Genomic DNA, 19,201 nt, shown 5'->3' on the forward strand with positions numbered 1-19,201 from the left:
AATAAATTCTCACACGCCCCATCATGGGCAGATAAATTAAGGTATTGAAAAACAGTTAATTTAGCTGAGGCGTTGTGGCCCGGCGCGGATGCCCTGCACCTGGCTAATCCAGGCCGACACCGAAAAGGCAGCGTGTGGAATAAAAGCGGTATTCGTCATCTGACGAACGATCACTGGCGGTTTGCTTTCTTGCGTCAACAGCGCATTGAGCGTATCCAGCAGAGCAAGATGTTGTGCCTGAACGGGCAGTGATTCTTCTACGACAGGCACAGCCTGCGGTGCCATCGCAAATGAAAGATGGCGAATGACGGTCCGGATAGCATGTTGATGCCAGTAATCGACCGTAAAGTTAGGGCGGCGATTGGCTTCAAGCAGCGCGAGGTTAGTGAAATTAACCCGCGTGGAGAGATCGTGTTTAGTTGTGGTGGTGTTTGCAGGCGTTGCCGCTTCTGCGCTGTGGCTGAGCACAGGCAAGCCGAAGCTCGCCGCGACCATCCCTAATAAGAGATGCGGCCAGAAGTAACGTCTGCCAAATTGTCGCCAGCGCGTTAGTATTCCGCTCACCTAATCCACCATCGTATGCAGGCCAGTACAGGCATGCGTTCAGATATTATTTAGCGCACAGATATTATCACTAAAGCGATAATACAGCAGCAGGAATGACGTAATGCCTCAGGGAAATTCGGTCAAGAATGCAGCGAACGCGCGCACATTCTGTGCTTAGTGGGCAAATTTCATGCGGGGAAGAAAATCAGAGGTCTAGAAACAAAAACGACTGGTCTTCCTGGTCGGAGAGAGTACCAGGTCAACCAGTCGATTTTACGATACGGAATTAACCGTTACGCCAGGACCGTGCTCGGAGCTTTGAATGCCAGAGGCAGTTCAGCTTCATCTTCGAAGGTCACAAATTCCCAGGCTTCCTGTTTTGCAAGGACTGCCTGCAACAATTTGTTGTTCAATGCATGACCGGATTTAAACGCGGTGAATGCACCAATGATATTGTGACCACACATGAACAGGTCGCCGATCGCATCCAGCATTTTGTGACGAACGAATTCATCTTCAAAACGCAGGCCGTCTTCGTTCAGTACGCGATAATCGTCAACAACGATGGCACAATCGAAGCTGCCGCCCAGGCATAGGCCACGGGACTGCAGATATTCGATATCACGCATGAAACCGAAAGTACGTGCACGGCTAATCTGACGCATAAACGCATCAGCAGAGAAGTTCATCGCATAGCGCTGGTTGCTGCCATCAATCGCTGGATGGTTAAAATCGATGGTAAAGTCCAACGAGAAACCATTAAACGGTTTGAATTCAGCCCATTTGTCGCCATCTTGAACGCGAACAGTCTCTTTAATGCGTACAAATTTCTTCGCGCAGTTCAGTTCATCGATGCCGGCATCCAGCAGCAGATAAACGAACGGAGCAGCACTACCGTCCATAATTGGGATTTCTGGTGCATCGACTTCAATAACAATGTTGTCGATACCCAGACCCGCCAGGGCGGCGTTCAGGTGCTCTACGGTAGAAATCCGCACGTCATGCTCATTCACCAGGCAAGTACAGAGCATAGTATCACGCACAGATTTGGCATCAGCCGGAAAATCTACCGGTGGATTCAAGTCGGTGCGACGATAGATGACCCCGGTATTGGCCGACGCAGGGCGTAACGTCAGTGTGACTTTTTTGCCGGTATGTAAACCGACGCCAGTCGCCTGAACGATACGTTTAAGAGTCCTTTGTTTGATCATCGTATAATCTCGCCAAATTACTTATCCAACCGAGAGTGTATATCACTAACGGTGGGCCAGTTTAGCACAAAGAGCGAAAATCCCCAAATTCCAGCCAATTCTTAGTCAGCTTGCTTACGCAGGAACGCTGGGATATCCAGATAATCCGGTTCTTTCGCAGTTTGCGGCGTATTGTCGTTAACCACTTTCGCGGCCGGTTTTTGCTCCTGCGTCAGCGGCGCCATGCCGTGCTGCTGGTAGCGATCCATCACCGGCTGCTGAGTCTGTTTGTTGGTGACCAGGGTGATCTCAGGACGTTTGTCCATACCGATACCGGTCGCAACGACAGTCACACGCAGTTCATCATTCATTTCCGGGTCAAGGGAAGTACCGATAACCACAGTAGCATTATCAGAAGCGAATGCGCGAATGGTGTTACCTACTGTTTCAAATTCGTCCAGACGCAGATCGAAGCCAGCGGTAATGTTGACCAGCACGCCGCGCGCACCAGACAAGTCGATATCTTCCAGCAGTGGAGAAGAGATCGCCATTTCAGCCGCTTCTTCTGCACGGTCTTCACCGCTCGCTACGCCAGAGCCCATCATCGCATAGCCCATTTCGGACATCACGGTGCGCACGTCAGCGAAGTCGACGTTCATCAGACCCGGACGAGTAATCAGCTCAGCGATACCCTGAACCGCGCCTTTCAGCACGTCGTTCGCAGCGCCAAACGCGTCCAGCAGGGAGATACCGCGACCCAGCACTTTCAGCAGTTTGTCGTTCGGAATAGTGATCAGAGAGTCCACGTGTTTGGACAGCTCAGTGATACCCTGCTCCGCGAATGCCATACGCTTCTTGCCTTCAAAGTTGAAAGGCTTAGTCACGACAGCAACGGTCAGAATACCTAAATCTTTGGCCACTTCAGCCACCACTGGCGCAGCACCTGTACCGGTACCACCGCCCATGCCCGCTGCGATAAACACCATATCGGCGCCATCAAGTGCAGCACGCAGTGCTTCGCGGTCTTCTTCAGCCGCATTACGGCCTACTTCTGGGTTAGCCCCTGCGCCCAGACCTTTGGTGATACCACCACCGATCTGAATAGTCTGGCCTACGGCCGTCTTTCGCAGTGCCTGAGCGTCGGTGTTCACAGCAAAGAACTCAACACCTTCGATGCGCTCGCGCACCATATGCTCGACAGCGTTACCGCCGCCGCCACCGACGCCGATGACTTTAATCACCGCGTCGTTGGTTAATTCCATTGGTTCAAACATGGTTTCTCTCCGTTTTTACACTTCACCATTCTGCCTGCCTGGGCGTATTGAATGCTTCCGCGTATGTGCCTGTCGCCTGAGACCGCTAATTCTCTCCGGTCTCTTTAAAATTAAAATTCTTTTCTCAGCCAGGAGTTGAGTCGCTTGACCCAAGAACCGACCGACGTGCGTTTTTCGACTTCTGCTTCACCACTTAAATGGGACTCTTTCCCGTAGTGCAGCAGGCCCACCGCCGTTGAGTAATACGGCTCCTGAGCGTAATCCGTTAAACCGGTAATATTCAGCGGCGCACCAATACGGACTTGCGTATGGAACACGCGCTGGGCACAGGCAGCGAGACCTTCAATTTGCGCTGCACCACCGGTTAAGACAATCCCCGCCGCAAGATGGTGTTTCACACCCTGCTGACGAAGCTGTTCCTGTAACTGTAAAATCTCTTCGTTGACCAGATTGAGCAGCTCGGTATAACGCGGCTCTATCACTTCGGCCAGAGTCTGCCGTTGCAGACTACGCGGCGGACGACCGCCCACGCTTGGCACTTCAACACTCTCATCTTTGCCAACGATAGAACCTAACGCACAACCGTGGCGCACTTTGATTGCCTCTGCATCGCTCGGTGGCGTACCAAAGGCGTAGGCGATATCACTGGTCACTACATTCCCGGCGTAAGGGATAACTTTGGTGTGACGCAATGCACCGCCGGTATACACGGCCATATCCATTGTACCACCACCGATATCAACCACACAGACGCCCAGTTCACGTTCGTCTTCTGTCAGCACCGAATAGCTTGCTGCCAGCCCTGCAAAGATAAGTTGGTCAACTTTCAGGCCACAACGTTCCACGGCTTTAACAATGTTCTTCGCCATATCGTTGTGACATGTGATCAAGTGCACTTTTGCCTGCATACGCACACCGGAAAGGCCGACCGGGTTTTTGATACCCTCTTGATAGTCGATCGCATATTCCTGTGGGATGACATGCAGCACACGATGTTCATCGCGCACGCGCACGGATTTAGCCGTATGCACCACGTTTTCAACGTCTTCCTGCGTCACTTCCTCTTCGGAAATCGGCACCATCCCGATTTCGTTCTGGCAGCTTATATGCTTACCAGAGAGGGCCAGATAGACGGAGGAAATCTGGCAATCTGCCATTAATTCTGCCTGATCGATGGCGCGCTGTACGCATTTCACCACCGACTCGAGGTCGTTTACCCCACCTTTATCCATACCACGGGACGGGCAACTGCCCACGCCAATGATATTGACCATACCGTCGGGCAGAACTTCCCCTACTAAAGCGGCAACCTTAGCGGTGCCAATCTCCAGTCCAACTACCAGTTTTCTGTCCGTCGCCTTGATCATTGTTGTTCTGCCTGTACCTGTGCCTGATTCTGTTGCTGATTAGGTTCCTCAACCGGAGCCGGTACCCAGCCGACTGCTGCGCCTGAGTCATAGCGCAAATCAACGTAGCTTATCCGTTTGCCGTCGGTCTGCGCCTGCTGCTGTAAAACCGGGTACAGTTCTACAAAACGCGCCAAACGCTTCATCGTGTCGCCGCGACCAAGATTGAGCTTAATCCCATTCGTTAACGTCAGTTGCCATGAACGGCGCGCCGTCATTGCTGCATCTTTTAACGCAAATCTGTCCTTAGCCAGCACCTGCCCCATCTCGCGAAAACCTTGTAACACTTCGTTCTCACTGCCTTCCGGGCCAGACAACATCGGTAAACTTTGCTTGCTGACACGATCTGCCGGGACGCTAAACGAATTTCCGTCTACGTCGACCATATGCTGATCATTCCAACGCGCAATGGGCACATATTCAACCAGATGAATCTTCAATTCATCAGGCCATTGCTTTCTTACGCTCGCCTGTTTTATCCACGGCAGCCTTTCAATCTGGCTTTGGATAATGTTGACGTCCTGCGTCATAAACGTTCCGGGCGAGCCCAGCGCCAGGATCGACTGGCGAATATCATCGTTACGCGTGTAATGACGCTCGCCGGTGACCACCAGTTTTGATAGCGGCAACCGTTGTGCATCTTCCATCCAGCCCAACACCATCCAGCCGCTGATAAACACGGTACACAGCACACCCAGCAGGAATAAAATCCCTGCAAGACGCGTTCCATTACTCCGACCAGATGAAGAATATTCTTCTTCCTCTTCACGGTTGCGCGTGTTCAGTGCGGCCTGAGACATATCAGCCCGCCTGGTCCAGAATACGGACGACTAACTGCGAGAAGCTCATGCCCGCCTGACGTGCCGCCATTGGCACCAGGCTGTGGCTGGTCATACCCGGTGAGGTATTGGCTTCCAGCAAATAAAATTCCCCGTCGCTGTCCTGCATCACGTCGATACGACCCCAACCACGGCAACCTAAAACAGTCCAGGCTTTGAGCACCAGGCTCTGCAATTCAGCTTCACGTTCTGCTTCCAGACCACTTGGGCAGAAATATTGCGTCTCATCAGAGAGATACTTCGCTTCATAATCATAGAAGGTTCCAGCGGGTTGGATACGAATTGACGGCAAAATTTCTTCACCGAGCATCGCCACGGTAAATTCTGGCCCGCTGAGCCATTTTTCGATCAGAACTTCTTCATCATGTTGAAAAGCCAACGCTAACGCAGAGGTCAAATCGCCCGCTTTCTCGACTTTTGACATTCCGACGCTAGAGCCTTCACGGCTGGGTTTTACAATAACCGGTAACCCCAGCTGCGCAATGCGTGCATTAACGCTATCTTCAAGTCCCATTTCAAACTCACGGCGCGTCAATGCCACCCACGGCGCAACCGGCAAACCCGCGCCCTGCCACAGCAATTTGCTGCGCAGTTTGTCCATTGAAATCGCGGAGGCCATTACACCACTTCCGGTGTAAGGCAAACCGATCAAATCCAATAGCCCTTGCAGGGTTCCATCTTCACCACCGCGCCCATGCAAAGCGATGAAAACTTTAGCAAAGCCCATTTCTTTCAGGCGGGTGACGTCGGTCTCTTTCGGATCAACCGGATGAGCATTCACGCCACCTTCACGCAACCCCGCCAGCACAGCCGCGCCAGAGTTCAGGGAAACGTCACGCTCCGCAGAGGTGCCACCAAACAGGACCGCAATCTTATCAGCCATTGCGTTCATCCTCAGAGGTTTGCGGCGTCAGTTTGATTTGCGCTAAGTTACGGGCGATTTTGCCGATATTTCCCGCACCCTGAATCAGAATCAAATCGTTACCGGTCAGTACAGGAGCCAGAATTTCAGCCACTTGCGCCGGATCGGAGACCAGAATCGGGTCTACCTTACCGCGTCCACGGATAGTACGACATAAGGATCGACTGTCTGCGCCCGGAATCGGAGTTTCACCCGCTGAATAAACGTCCAGCATCAGCAGCGTATCCACCTGAGACAGCACGTTAGCGAAGTCGTCATACAGGTCGCGCGTACGCGTGAAACGGTGCGGCTGGAATACCATCACCAGATTTCTGTCCGGCCAACCTGCTCGCGCGGCTTTAATCGTTGCATCCACTTCAGTCGGGTGATGACCGTAGTCATCCACCAGCATCGCCGTGCCCGTTTTGCCGTTTACCGGTTCCAGCGGGAATTCGCCGAGGAAATCGAAGCGCCGTCCTGTACCCTGGAAACTCTCCAGCGCGCGTAAAATGTCTTCGTCTTCAATGCCTTCTTCAGTGGCAACCGCCACCGCTGCAGCAGAGTTGAGCGCATTGTGGCGGCCCGGCGCGTTCAGCGTCACGCGCAGCGGGGCTTTATCCTGACGCACCAGGGTGAAATGTCCCTGGGCGCCCCGTTGCGTGTAATCTTCTACGCGCACGTCTGCATCGTCACTGAAACCGTAAGTCGTAATATGACGACCCACACGTGGCAGTAATTCACGAATGACCGGATCGTCCACACACATCACTGCACGACCATAAAACGGCAAATTGTGCAGGAAATTAATAAACGTCTGCTTTAAATTTTCGAAGTCACCCTGGTAAGTATCCATGTGGTCAGCTTCGATATTGGTGACAATCGCTACCATCGGCTGCAGATGCAGGAACGACGCGTCGCTCTCATCAGCTTCCGCAATCAGATAACGACTGTGGCCGAGCCGCGCATGAACGCCCGCCGCTTTAACCAGACCGCCATTAACAAATGTCGGATCGAGACCGGCTTCCGCATAAATGCTGGAGACCATCGCCGTGGTCGTGGTTTTGCCGTGCGTACCGGCAACCGCGATGCCATGACGAAAACGCATCAGCTCAGCCAGCATTTCTGCACGACGAATAACCGGGATGCGCGCTTCATGCGCGGCTACAATTTCCGGGTTATCGGCAGAGATCGCGCTGGAGACCACAACAACGCTCGCATCGAGCACGTTTTCAGGGCGATGATTGAAATAGATAGTCGCCCCAAGCGACGCCAACTGCTGCGTAACAGGATTCGGCGCCAGATCGGAACCGCTGATCTGGTAACCTTCGTTTGCTAAAACTTCGGCAATACCGCCCATACCTGCGCCGCCGATGCCAACGAAGTGAATGTGCCGGACGCGACGCATCTCGGGCACGATTGAACGCAGTTTCGCCAGTTGTTGTGTATTCATTCTCTAACCGCCATCGATACTTCTAAAAATTCGTGCAACGCAAAACGCGCTACAAGGGTTAAGCCTTTGCTGCCAGGCTCACTTCATTTGCCACCCGCTCGGTCGCATCCGGGATCGCCGTCGCGCGCGCGCGTTCGGCCATTTCCAGCAGCGTCACACGATTCCAGCCCGCAAGGGTGGTAGCGACTGCGTCAGCGGTAAACTGTGGCTGTTCAAAAATTTTGGCGGCACCGGCTTTCTCAAGCGGCAACGCGTTCCAGTACTGCTGCCGGTCTTTGTGCTGGAAAGGCACAAACACCGCTGGTAAACCCGCGGCGGCAATTTCACTCACCGTCAGCGCACCGGAACGACACACCACGACATCGGCCCAGGCATACGCCGCTGCCATGTCGTCAATAAATTCTGTGACTTTATGCTGTGGCTGGCCCGCCTCGGCATAAGCCTGTTCAACCGTTTGCTGCCCGCCCTTCCCGCTCTGATGCCAGATGGTCACGCTGTCGCCCAGTTTTGCCGCAACCTGCGGAAGCGTCTGGTTCAGAATACGTGCGCCCTGCGAGCCGCCGACGACTAACACCCGCACCGGGCCTTCGCGCCCGATCAGGCGCTCCTGCGGTAGCGGTAACGCCAGCACATCAACGCGCACCGGATTGCCCACCACGTCCGCTTTCGGAAACGCGCCAGGGAAAGCCTGCATCACTTTGGTGGCAATTTTTGCCAGCCATTTATTGGTCAACCCGGCAATACCGTTCTGCTCATGAAGCACAACCGGAATGCCCAGCGACCAGGCAGCCAATCCGCCCGGACCGGAAACGTACCCGCCCATACCCAGCACCGCATCAGGTTTAAAGCGCTTCATGATTGCGCGCGCCTGACGCCAGGCATTGAAGATGCGCACCGGAGCTAGCAGCTGAGCTTTGATACCTTTGCCACGTAAGCCTGAAATCCGAATAAAGTCGATCTCGATACCGTGCTTTGGCACCAGATCGGCTTCCATGCGATCGGCGGTTCCGAGCCAGCGAACTTGCCAGCCTTGATCCATTAAATGGTGCGCAACCGCGAGCCCAGGGAAAACATGTCCGCCGGTGCCGCCCGCCATCACCATTAACCGCTTCGGTTGATTCATCGTGAACCTCGTGTAAACGCCTGGGCTTTTTCCAGACGCGTCTCATAATCTATACGTAACAAGAACATAATCGCTGTCGACATGATCAACAGACTCGAACCACCGTAACTGATCAACGGCAACGTCAGGCCCTTTGTCGGCAGCATACCGGCTGCCGCGCCAACGTTGACCAATGCCTGGAAGCTAAACCAGATACCAATTGAGCAGGCCAGGAAACCTGAGAAGCGGTGATCGATTTCCAGCGCTTTTCGGCCAATCGACATGGCGCGGAAAGCGACGAAGAATACCATTAAAAGTGCCAGTACCACACCGATATAACCCAGTTCTTCCCCAATAATGGAGAAGATGAAGTCGGTATGTGCCTCGGGTAAATACTCCAGTTTTTGCACTGAATTGCCCAGCCCCTGGCCCCAAACCTCGCCTCGCCCAAACGCCATCAGAGACTGAGTCAGCTGATAACCGCTGCCAAATGGATCTTCCCAAGGGTTCCAGAAAGAGGTCACGCGGCGAATACGATACGGCTCGGCGAGGATCAGCAGGACCACTGCCGAAATCCCCATCCCGATGATGGCGATGAACTGCCACAGTTTCGCGCCCGCCAGGAACAGCATTGCCAGCGTGGTCACGAACAGTACGACTACCGTACCGAGGTCAGGCTGCGCCAGCAAAAGAACTGCAAGCACCAGAATCACACCCATCGGTTTTAAGAAGCCGCGCAGGTTATTTCGCACTTCATCGACCTTGCGCACCAGGTAGTTGGCGAGATAGCAAAACAGCGACAACTTGGTAAATTCCGCTGGCTGGATACGCAGCGGGCCGAAGGCAATCCAGCGCGATGCACCGTTTACCGAGCTCCCCACCACCAATACGATCAGCAGCATGATGATGGAAGCAATCAGCATCGCGGTACTGTGGCGCTGCCAGAACTCCATCGGCAAACGCAAGGTAATCATCGCCAGACAGAATGCGAGGATGATGTACAAACCGTCACGTTTGGCGAACAGGAAAGGATCGTTCGCCAGACGCTGCCCGACAGGCATCGAAGCCGAAGTCACCATGATGAAACCGACCGCCGCCAGGCCCAACGTGAACCACAGCAGCGCACGGTCATACATCACCAGGCTATCGGAATCTTTATCCCGCGAGCCCATCACCCAGCCTTTCAGCGCCGCAAACAGCCAGCCAAAGATACGCGATCCCGGCATACGCGGCATTCTCAGGCGAGGGAGAGATAAACGCATCAGCCTAACTCCCTCGCGAGGCGGGTAAAGAGATCACCACGCTGTTCGAAATTCTTAAACTGGTCGAGGCTGGCGCACGCTGGCGACAGCAGCACCATATCGCCCGCTTTGACCAGAGGCGCAATCAGGCGGATCGCCTGTTCCATAGTTTCGGTTTGCACCGCAATCTCTGGACGTAGGTCCGCCAGCTCAGCGCCATCGCGGCCAAAGCAGTACAGGCGGATGTTATCACCCGTCAGATATTGCTTAAGAGAGGAGAAATCTGCCGATTTACCGTCGCCGCCGAGCAGGAGGTAGAGCGTGCCATCGACGCGTAAACCGTTCAGCGCCGCTTCGGTACTGCCGACGTTGGTGGCTTTAGAATCGTTAATCCAGCGCACACCGTTATGTTCCAGCGCCAGCTGGAAGCGATGCGCCAGACCGGTAAAGGTGGTCAGGGCTTTCAGGCTGGAAGCACGCGGTAAACCTGCGGCATCCGCCAGCGCCAGTGCCGCCAGAGCATTGGTGTAGTTGTGTTGTCCGGAAAGCTTCATCTCTTTCACGTTCAGCACTTTTTCGCCTTTAACGCGCAGCCAGGTTTCGCCCTGCTGGTGATTCAGGTGATAGTCACCCATATTCACGCCAAAGCTGATGCAGCGCTCATCGGCGCCGCGCACTGGCATGGTTAACGCATCGTCCGCATTCACCACGCACACTTTTGCATTTTCATACACGCGCAGTTTGGCCGCACGGTACTGCTGCAGGCCAAACGGATAGCGATCCATATGATCTTCCGTCACGTTCAGGATCGTGGCAGCCACGGCCTGCAGACTGGAAGTGGTTTCCAGCTGGAAGCTGGACAGTTCAAGCACATACAGCTCGCGCGCAGGATCGAGCAGCATCAGCGCTGGCAGGCCGATATTGCCGCCGACACCGACGTTCACGCCCGCCGCTTTTGCCATATCGCCCACCAGCGTCGTGACCGTGCTTTTACCGTTGGAACCCGTAATCGCCACAATTGGCGCCTGGGCTTCACGGCAAAACAGTTCGATATCGCCGACGATCTCAACGCCTGCATCCGCCGCCGCGCTTAAGGACGGGTGCGCCAGCGCCATACCAGGGCTGGCAACAATCAGATCGGCATCCAGTAGCCAGGTATCATTCAGACCACCAAGGTGGCGTTCAACCTGTTCTGGCAACTTGTCCAGGCCAGGCGGAGAAACACGCGTATCCATCACACGCGGCGTCACGCCACGCCCGAGGAAAAAGTCCACGCAGGAAAGCCCCGTAAGGCCTAACCCGATGATAACGACTTTTTTACCCTGGTAATCTGCCATGATTAACGTACCTTCAGCGTGGCCAGGCCAATCAGGACCAGCATCAGCGAAATAATCCAGAAGCGCACAATGACGCGCGGTTCTGGCCAGCCTTTCAGCTCATAGTGATGGTGAATCGGCGCCATACGGAAGATGCGCTGACCGCGCAGCTTGAAGGAGCCGACCTGCAAAATCACCGAAAGAGTTTCAACCACAAACACGCCGCCCATGATCACCAGCAGGAACTCCTGACGCAGCAGTACAGCGATGATGCCAAGCGCCCCGCCCAGTGCCAGCGAACCGACGTCGCCCATAAAGACCTGCGCCGGATAGGTGTTGAACCATAAGAAGCCGAGGCCAGCACCGACAATCGACGTGCAGACGATCACCAGTTCACCGGCGTGACGCAAATACGGAATGTGCAGGTAGCTGGCAAAGTTCATGTTACCGCTCGCCCACGCCACCAGCGCAAAACCACCGGCCACAAAGACGGTTGGCATAATCGCCAGGCCATCCAGGCCATCGGTCAGGTTCACGGCGTTGCCGGTACCGACAATCACGAAGTAGGCCAGCAGGATGTAGAACAGACCCAGCTGTGGCATCACGTCTTTAAAGAACGGCACCACCAGCTCAGTGGCCGGAGTATCTTTCCCTGCCAGGTAAAGTGCGAAGGCTACACCCAGCGCAATGACCGACATCCAGAAGTATTTCCAGCGTGCAATCAGACCTTTAGTGTCTTTGCGAACAACTTTGCGATAGTCATCAACAAAACCGATAATCCCGTAGCCGATGAGAACGGTCAGAACACACCAGACGTACGGGTTTGACGGATAAGCCCACAGCAGAACGGAGACCACAATGGCGGTCAGGATCATGATCCCGCCCATCGTCGGCGTACCGCGTTTGCTGAAGTGCGATTCTGGGCCGTCGTTACGCACAACCTGGCCAAAAGAGAGTTTTTGCAGACGGGCGATCATGCGCGGGCCCATCCACAAAGAGATGAACAGCGCGGTCAGCAGGCTGACGATGGCGCGAAACGTCAGATAGGAAAAGACGTTAAAGCCTGAATAATATTTGACCAAATGTTCGGCCAGCCAAACTAACATGTTCCGTTCTCCTGTAATGCGTGCACAACCTCTTCCATGGCGGCACTACGTGAACCTTTCACTAAAACCGTCACAATTTGGTGTTCTTCTACCAGTGTTTTAAGGCGCGTAATCAGCGCCGATTTATCAGCGAAATGTTCACCGACGCCACTCGCCTGGCTAATCGCCTGGCTCAAGGTTCCGGCGCTCAATACACGATCAATTCCTGAAGCTTTCGCCGCTTCGCCGACCTGGATATGACAGGCTTCGCTCTCGACACCCAGTTCTGCCATATCGCCCACGACCATCACGCGATAGCCCGGCATTTCTGATAGCACTTGCACTGCGGCGGTCATGGAACCGACGTTGGCATTGTAGGAGTCATCCAGTAGCAGCTTGTTTTCCGCCAGTTGGACCGGGAACAGACGTCCTGGTACTGCTTGCAGATTTGCCAGACCCGTTTTGATCGCCTCGTGCGTGGCGCCGACCGCCATCGACAACGCGGCAGCGGCCAGGGCATTAGCGATATTGTGGCGGCCCGGCAGCGGGAGTAAAACATCAACGCCACCCGTTGGGGTTTGCAACGTAAATTCGGTGCCGTGCGAGGTCACATGGATATTGGTCGCCGTAAAGTCGCTGTTGGCGGCATTTGGCGAAAAACGCCAGGTCTTGCGCGAGCCAATCACCTCTTTCCAGTTCAGCCAGTCGTTGTTATCGGCATTCATGATGGCGATACCGTCTGTCGGCAGACCGGTGTAAATCTCACCTTTGGCTTTCGCCACGCCTTCCAGCGAACCAAAACCTTCAAGATGTGCTGCAGCCAGATTGTTGACTAACGCCGCTTCCGGACGCGTCAGACCGACGGTCCAGGCGATTTCGCCCTGGTGGTTGGCGCCTAATTCAATCACGGCGTAGTCATATTCTTTGGTCAGACGCAGCAGCGTCATTGGCACACCAATGTCGTTATTCAGGTTGCCTGCGGTGTACAGCGTGTTGCCACACTGGCTCAGGATAGCCGCCGTCATCTCTTTTACGGAGGTCTTGCCAGAAGAACCGGTCAGCGCGACTACGCGTGCCGGAACGTGCTGACGAACCCACGCCGCCAGCTCACCAAACGCCAGACGGGTGTCTTTCACCACAATCTGCGGCAGGTCGATATCCAGCTTGCGGCTGACAAGCAGTGCGCCCGCGCCGTTTTCTTTCGCCTGGTCGGCAAAATCGTGCGCATCAAAGCGCTCGCCTTTCAGCGCCACAAACAGACAGCCCGCGGTGATTTTGCGGGTGTCGGTCGTGACGGCATCAATAGTCAGATCCTGACCCTGCAGCTCGCCCTTGAGCACAGAAGCAGCCTGGCTTAGCGTTAAGCTAATCATGCTACCACTCCCAGCAGACGGGCCGCGGTAACGCGGTCGGAATAGTCGAGACGACGTGCGCCGACAATCTGGTAATCTTCGTGGCCTTTACCGGCCAACAGCACCACGTCGTTCTCTTTGGCCTGCATGATGGTATTCGTGACCGCTTCTGCGCGGCCTTCCATCACACGTGCGCGGCCAGCATCAATCATGCCGGCGAGAATATCGTTGATGATCGCACGCGGCTCTTCGGTACGCGGGTTGTCGTCGGTCACAACAGGAATATCCGCGAACTCTTCGGCAATAGCCCCCATCAGTGGGCGTTTACCTTTGTCGCGATCGCCGCCGCAGCCGAAGACACACCACAGTTTACCCGTGCAGTGCAGACGCGCCGCTTGCAGCGCTTTTTCCAGCGCGTCCGGAGTGTGGGCATAATCAACCACTACCGTCGGTTTGCCCGGCGCGGTAAACACTTCCATACGCCCACAAACAGGTTGCAAACGCGCGGCGGTTTTCAGCAATTCTGCCAGCGGGTACTCCAGCGCCAGCAGCGTTGCCAGTGCCAGCAGTAAATTGCTGACATTAAAAGCGCCCATCAGGCGGCTTTCAATTTCGCCTTCGCCCCAGCTGGAGTCAAAGCGGATCGTCGCGCCGCTGTCGTGGTACTTCACGTCCGTAGCTTTCAGCCAACGGCCATGACAGTTCGGATTAATATGGTCTTCCATCGACACCGCAACCGCATCCGGCAGCTTAGCCAGCCAGCGACGACCCACTTCGTCATCAGCGTTAACAATCGCCTGGCCGCAGTGGTGCGTGGAGTACAGCAGCCATTTCGCCGCTTCGTAGCTTTCCATATCGCCGTGATAATCGAGGTGATCGCGACTCAGGTTGGTGAATACCGACGCCGCAAATTTCAGCGCGGCGACGCGATGCTGGACCAACCCGTGAGAAGAGACTTCCATCGCGGCAAAGGTTGCGCCCTGCCCTGCCAGACCCGCCAGCACGTGCTGCACGTCGACCGCAGAACCGGTGGTATTTTCCGTTGGATTCACTTTGCCCAACAGACCGTTACCGACGGTACCCATCACCGCGCTGGTTTCGCCCAGCAGTTCGGCCCACTGCGCCATCAGCTGCGTGGTGGTGGTTTTACCGTTGGTGCCCGTCACGCCAACCAGACGCAGCTGGTCAGACGGTTCATCATAAAAACGTCCCGCCAGGGCGGAAAGACGCTCATTTAACTGGCTGAGATAGATGACCGGAACGCCGTGCATTTCACGGACTTCACCATCGGTTGCTTCATCTTTTGCCTCAGCAATAATGGCAGCTACACCTTGCGCTATCGCCTGCGGGATATAACGACGCCCGTCCGCCTGATGACCGACTACTGCTACAAAAAGATCGCCCGATGCAGCCACACGGCTGTCGAGTACCATCTCTCGCAGTGCCCGCGCAGGTAGCGATTGCACCCACGGAGCAAGAAGGTCGCGCAAATTACGATCTGCCACCTGTTCCCTCGCCTTGATTAGTTACGAATTCATTTTTATCGCCCGTGGCCAGCGCATCAGGTTCGATGTTCATGGTACGTAACACACCGCCCATGATGGCACCGAACACTGGCGCGGAAACGGCGCCGCCGTAGTATTTACCCGCCTGTGGATCGTTAATGACGACCACCAGCGCAAAACGTGGATTACTGGCAGGCGCAACGCCTGCGGTATAAGCAATGTATTTGTTGATGTAGCGGCCATCCGGCCCCACTTTTTTCGCGGTACCGGTTTTAATCGCGATGCGATAGCCTTTGATGGCGGCCTTCACGCCACCGCCGCCCGGCAGGGCGACGCTTTCCATCATATGAACGACGGTACGCACCGTCGCTTCCGGGAAGATTCGCTCCCCCGGAACCGGTGGATCAACTTTGGTAATCGACAGCGGGCGATAAACGCCATAGCTGCCAATCGTTGCATAGACTCGCGCTAACTGTAACGGCGTTACCATTAGCCCATAGCCGAAAGAGAAGGTGGCCCTCTCTATGTCAGACCACCGTTGTTTTTGAGGATATAAGCCACTGCGTTCTCCGACCAACCCCAAATTGGTCGCCTTTCCTAGCCCAAAACGTGAGTAAGTATCTACCAACGCTGAGGACGGCATCGCTAACGCCAGCTTAGAAACACCGACGTTACTCGACTTCTGCAAAACCCCCGTCAGGGTCAATTCGCTATAACGCGCCACGTCTTTGATTTCATGGCCGTTGATTCGGTAAGGTATGGTATTCAGAACGGTACTTTCATTGACGATACCGCGCTGAAGTGCGGTCATCACCACCATCGGTTTAACGGTAGAACCAGGCTCAAAGACGTCAGTAATGGTGCGGTTACGCATGACATCTTTCTGCGTGCCGGTCAGGTTGTTCGGGTTATAGGACGGGCTGTTGGCCATCGCCAGCACTTCGCCGGTGCTGACATCCACCAGCACGGCGCTGCCGGATTCGGCTTTGTTGAAAGCCACGGCGTTGTTCAGTTCACGGTAGACCAGCGCCTGCAGGCGCTCGTCGATGCTCAGCGCGAGGTTGTGCGCGGCCTGGCTGTCAGTTGAGGAGATATCCTCGATAACACGACCGTAGCGGTCTTTACGCACCACGCGTTCACCTGGCTGGCCGGTCAGCCATTTATCAAAGCTTTTTTCGACCCCTTCAATCCCCTGGCTATCCACGTTTGTAAAACCAATGAGGTGAGCGGTCACTTCTCCCGACGGGTAATAACGGCGTGATTCTTCGCGCAGATGAATGCCCGGCAGTTTCAATTTTTTGATGTAGTCGGCCATGTCAGGGTTCACCTGACGCGCCAGATAGATAAAGCGTCCTTTCGGGTTAGCGTTCACGCGAGCCGCCATCTGATCGAGCGGCATTTTTAGCGCATCGGCCAGCGCTTTCCAGCGGTTATCGAGCGTCACACCACCCGCATCATGCAGCTCTTTCGGGTCGGCCCAGATCGCTTTCACCGGCACACTCACCGCCAGTGGACGACCGGAACGATCGGTTATCAAACCACGTGATGTCGCCACTTCCTGGACGCGCAGGGAGCGCATGTCCCCCTGACGCACCAGCATGTCAGGGGCGATAATCTGCAACCACGCCGCACGACCCAGCAGGAAAACCAGCGCCAGTAAAATACAGCCACAAAGCAACGCAAAACGCCAACTCACAAAGTTGGCTTGTTCTTCCTGACGTTTCGGTTTTTGCGTTTTCGCCGCTGCTCTCATGCGTCGCGTGTTCCCTTATTTTTGTACTACGATATTTTCCTGAGAAGGATCAACATGCTGCAATTGCAGCTTTTCCGTTGCGATCCGTTCAACCCGGCTATGATCGCCGAGCGCGTTTTCTTCAAGAATCAAATTTCGCCATTCGATATCCAGCGCATCACGTTCCAGAACCATCTGTTCGCGCTGCGCGGTTAATAAACGGGTATGGTGTGCGGTGGTCACCACCGTCACAGCCGTCACAATAATGCAAATGAACAGGCAGAGTGGCAGCTTCCCAAACCGCAAGAGATCGTCGCCGATCACGCCAGGCAAGGCATGGCGCTCGTTGCTTCCTAACGATCCTTTAACCTTGCTTAAGGTCTCTGCTACTCTGCCGATCATGCGTTCGTCCTTTCTGCAATACGCAGCACTGAACTACGGGCACGTGGATTCTCTGCCACCTCTTCTTCGCCCGGCATCATCTTGCCTAATGCTCGCAGCTGACGACCGCCCAGTTTCCTGAGTTGTTCTTCCGTCATCGGCAGCCCAGCTGGCACTTGAGGACCGCGGCTTTGCTCACGCATAAAGCGCTTCACAATACGGTCTTCCAGCGAGTGGAAGCTGATGATGGATAAACGCCCACCGGGGGCCAGTACGCCGAGCGAGCTTTTTAGCGCCTGCTCTATCTCCTCCAGTTCACTGTTTACCCAGATGCGCACCGCCTGGAAGGTACGGGTCGCAGGATGTTTGAATTTGTCTTTGACCGGCGTGGCCGCCGTAACAACTTCTGCCAGCTCTTTAGTGCGCGTCATCGGTTCGATGCGGTTACGCTCAACGATGCCGCGCGCAATGCGTTTGCCGAAACGCTCTTCGCCGAAGGTTTTAATTACCCACGCAATATCCGCTTCGTCAGCAGTTTGCAGCCACTCGGCAGCAGACTGGCCGCGCGTCGGGTCCATACGCATATCCAGCGGCCCGTCACGCATAAAGGAAAAACCGCGTTCTGCATCATCAAGCTGTGGAGAAGAGACGCCAAGATCGAGAAGGATTCCGTCGATCTTGCCCGTCAGGCCGCGCTCAGCGACATAATCAGCCAGCGCAGAAAAAGGTCCGTGGACGATGGAAAAGCGTGGATCATCGATAGTCTTCGCCACGGCAATAGCCTGCGGATCGCGATCGATTGCCAGTAAGCGACCTTCCGCTCCCAGTTGGGAGAGGATCAGACGCGAGTGACCACCGCGACCAAATGTTCCATCGATATAGATGCCATCAGGACGAATATTCAGGCCGTTGACGGCCTCATCCAGTAGCACCGAAGTATGTTTAAAATTTTCCATCATATTTATAGAGACAAGTCCTGCAATCGATCCGACAACACTGCGGATTCTGACTGCTCAGCGTCGATATCTTCCTTGACCTGTTGATACCAGGTCGTTTCATCCCACAGTTCAAACTTATTGAACTGCCCGACCAGCATCACTTCTTTCGTCAGACCGGCATGTTGCCGCAACACAGGCGCTATCAATAATCGCCCTGCATTGTCCATCTGACATTCACTGGCATGTCCCAATAACAACCGCTGCACGCGGCGTTCCTGCGGGTTCATGCTCGACAGTCGCGACAGTTTTTGCTCAATAATTTCCCATTCGGGCAAGGTGTAAAGCAGCAGGCAGGGGTGGTTGATGTCAATGGTGCAAACCATTTGACCAGAAGCGTTTTCGATCAGCAGATCGCGATATCGGGTTGGTACCGATAAACGTCCTTTGCTGTCGAGATTAACTAACGCCGCCCCACGGAACATGCCAGCTTCACCCCTTATCACCACTTTAACCCACAAATTCCCACATAAAGGAGTTTACGGAGCGAAGGAAAAGCTTGTCAAGCCAGGACTGCCGCGATATGGGTCTGGAAGACCCCTATTTACAGACATAACCCAACTTGATTAATAACTGCACAACTGGCGAGGCAAAATTAACGTCATGAATATTTGTAAGAAAAAAAACAAACAGGCATACGGGCGTTAAATTTCACTTCATATCATCAGAGGCAAATATAAAGTGTCAGTTTGCGACGCGGACGGCATTTTAAGACATTACGCACAGGGATGACAGCGCCAGATGCAGCCCAGAAGCGTGAAGGCACAAGACCTGGCGCGCAGGCTGGAGTCAATGAGGAAAAAACGGCTGATATTTCAGCGAGAGAATGGCCTTTGTAACAAAACAATACAAAAAATAGTGATGACTGTTGCCGAAATAACCTTAA

At 54.6% G+C, this 19,201-nt stretch carries 17 protein-coding genes; all 17 read right to left on the reverse strand.

Annotated features, from left to right (window positions below; translation table 11 throughout):
* Nucleotides 1–60: 60 nt before the first annotated feature.
* Entirely contained in the window at nucleotides 61–564 is a 504-nt protein-coding gene (secM, locus tag JBO43_RS06940) for a secA translation cis-regulator SecM (RefSeq protein WP_095280779.1), read from the reverse strand.
* Between the two features lie 275 nt (nucleotides 565–839).
* Complete coding sequence (gene lpxC, locus JBO43_RS06945) at nucleotides 840–1,757, reverse strand: UDP-3-O-acyl-N-acetylglucosamine deacetylase (protein WP_095280778.1); 918 nt, start codon at nucleotides 1,755–1,757, stop codon at nucleotides 840–842.
* Between the two features lie 101 nt (nucleotides 1,758–1,858).
* Entirely contained in the window at nucleotides 1,859–3,010 is a 1,152-nt protein-coding gene (gene ftsZ, locus JBO43_RS06950; protein ID WP_006173842.1) for a cell division protein FtsZ, read from the reverse strand.
* A gap of 110 nt (nucleotides 3,011–3,120) precedes the next feature.
* The gene (gene ftsA, locus JBO43_RS06955; protein WP_095280777.1) at nucleotides 3,121–4,377 is read right to left on the reverse strand and encodes a cell division protein FtsA; all 1,257 of its coding nucleotides are present in this window, start codon (nucleotides 4,375–4,377) and stop codon (nucleotides 3,121–3,123) included.
* Nucleotides 4,374–5,216 (reverse strand): cell division protein FtsQ, encoded by an 843-nt coding sequence (gene ftsQ, locus JBO43_RS06960; protein ID WP_095280776.1) that lies wholly within the window; start codon nucleotides 5,214–5,216, stop codon nucleotides 4,374–4,376. The genes ftsA and ftsQ overlap by 4 nt, the downstream gene beginning before the upstream one ends.
* Nucleotide 5,217: 1 nt before the next feature.
* Nucleotides 5,218–6,138: a D-alanine--D-alanine ligase gene (locus JBO43_RS06965; protein WP_202673992.1), complete on the reverse strand. Its 921-nt coding sequence runs from the start codon at nucleotides 6,136–6,138 to the stop codon at nucleotides 5,218–5,220.
* Complete coding sequence (murC, locus tag JBO43_RS06970) at nucleotides 6,131–7,606, reverse strand: UDP-N-acetylmuramate--L-alanine ligase (protein ID WP_095280774.1); 1,476 nt, start codon at nucleotides 7,604–7,606, stop codon at nucleotides 6,131–6,133. Before murC ends, JBO43_RS06965 begins: the two co-directional genes overlap by 8 nt.
* Nucleotides 7,607–7,664: 58 nt before the next feature.
* A complete protein-coding gene (gene murG, locus JBO43_RS06975; RefSeq protein ID WP_202673993.1) occupies nucleotides 7,665–8,729 on the reverse strand; it encodes an undecaprenyldiphospho-muramoylpentapeptide beta-N-acetylglucosaminyltransferase in 1,065 nt (354 codons plus the stop codon).
* On the reverse strand, nucleotides 8,726–9,970 hold the full coding sequence (gene ftsW / locus JBO43_RS06980; RefSeq protein WP_095280772.1) for a cell division protein FtsW: 1,245 nt from the start codon (nucleotides 9,968–9,970) through the stop codon (nucleotides 8,726–8,728). The genes murG and ftsW overlap by 4 nt, the downstream gene beginning before the upstream one ends.
* Entirely contained in the window at nucleotides 9,970–11,286 is a 1,317-nt protein-coding gene (gene murD / locus JBO43_RS06985) for a UDP-N-acetylmuramoyl-L-alanine--D-glutamate ligase (RefSeq protein WP_202673994.1), read from the reverse strand. Before murD ends, ftsW begins: the two co-directional genes overlap by 1 nt.
* A 2-nt stretch (nucleotides 11,287–11,288) precedes the next feature.
* Nucleotides 11,289–12,371: a phospho-N-acetylmuramoyl-pentapeptide-transferase gene (mraY, locus tag JBO43_RS06990; RefSeq protein ID WP_202673995.1), complete on the reverse strand. Its 1,083-nt coding sequence runs from the start codon at nucleotides 12,369–12,371 to the stop codon at nucleotides 11,289–11,291.
* Complete coding sequence (gene murF, locus JBO43_RS06995) at nucleotides 12,365–13,723, reverse strand: UDP-N-acetylmuramoyl-tripeptide--D-alanyl-D-alanine ligase (protein ID WP_095280769.1); 1,359 nt, start codon at nucleotides 13,721–13,723, stop codon at nucleotides 12,365–12,367. Before murF ends, mraY begins: the two co-directional genes overlap by 7 nt.
* Nucleotides 13,720–15,207 carry a UDP-N-acetylmuramoyl-L-alanyl-D-glutamate--2,6-diaminopimelate ligase gene (gene murE, locus JBO43_RS07000; RefSeq protein ID WP_202673996.1) on the reverse strand — a complete coding sequence of 496 codons (1,488 nt, stop codon included), beginning with the start codon at nucleotides 15,205–15,207 and terminating at the stop codon, nucleotides 13,720–13,722. Before murE ends, murF begins: the two co-directional genes overlap by 4 nt.
* Entirely contained in the window at nucleotides 15,194–16,960 is a 1,767-nt protein-coding gene (locus JBO43_RS07005; protein WP_095280767.1) for a peptidoglycan DD-transpeptidase PBP3, read from the reverse strand. The genes murE and JBO43_RS07005 overlap by 14 nt, the downstream gene beginning before the upstream one ends.
* A gap of 15 nt (nucleotides 16,961–16,975) precedes the next feature.
* Nucleotides 16,976–17,341 carry a cell division protein FtsL gene (gene ftsL / locus JBO43_RS07010; RefSeq protein WP_095280766.1) on the reverse strand — a complete coding sequence of 122 codons (366 nt, stop codon included), beginning with the start codon at nucleotides 17,339–17,341 and terminating at the stop codon, nucleotides 16,976–16,978.
* A complete protein-coding gene (rsmH, locus tag JBO43_RS07015; RefSeq protein ID WP_095280765.1) occupies nucleotides 17,338–18,279 on the reverse strand; it encodes a 16S rRNA (cytosine(1402)-N(4))-methyltransferase RsmH in 942 nt (313 codons plus the stop codon). The genes ftsL and rsmH overlap by 4 nt, the downstream gene beginning before the upstream one ends.
* Nucleotides 18,280–18,281: 2 nt before the next feature.
* Nucleotides 18,282–18,740 (reverse strand): division/cell wall cluster transcriptional repressor MraZ, encoded by a 459-nt coding sequence (gene mraZ, locus JBO43_RS07020; protein WP_095280764.1) that lies wholly within the window; start codon nucleotides 18,738–18,740, stop codon nucleotides 18,282–18,284.
* Nucleotides 18,741–19,201 lie beyond the last annotated feature (461 nt).

Source organism: Lelliottia jeotgali (genome assembly GCF_016771845.1).
In the GTDB taxonomy this organism is placed as follows: domain Bacteria; phylum Pseudomonadota; class Gammaproteobacteria; order Enterobacterales; family Enterobacteriaceae; genus Enterobacter; species Enterobacter jeotgali.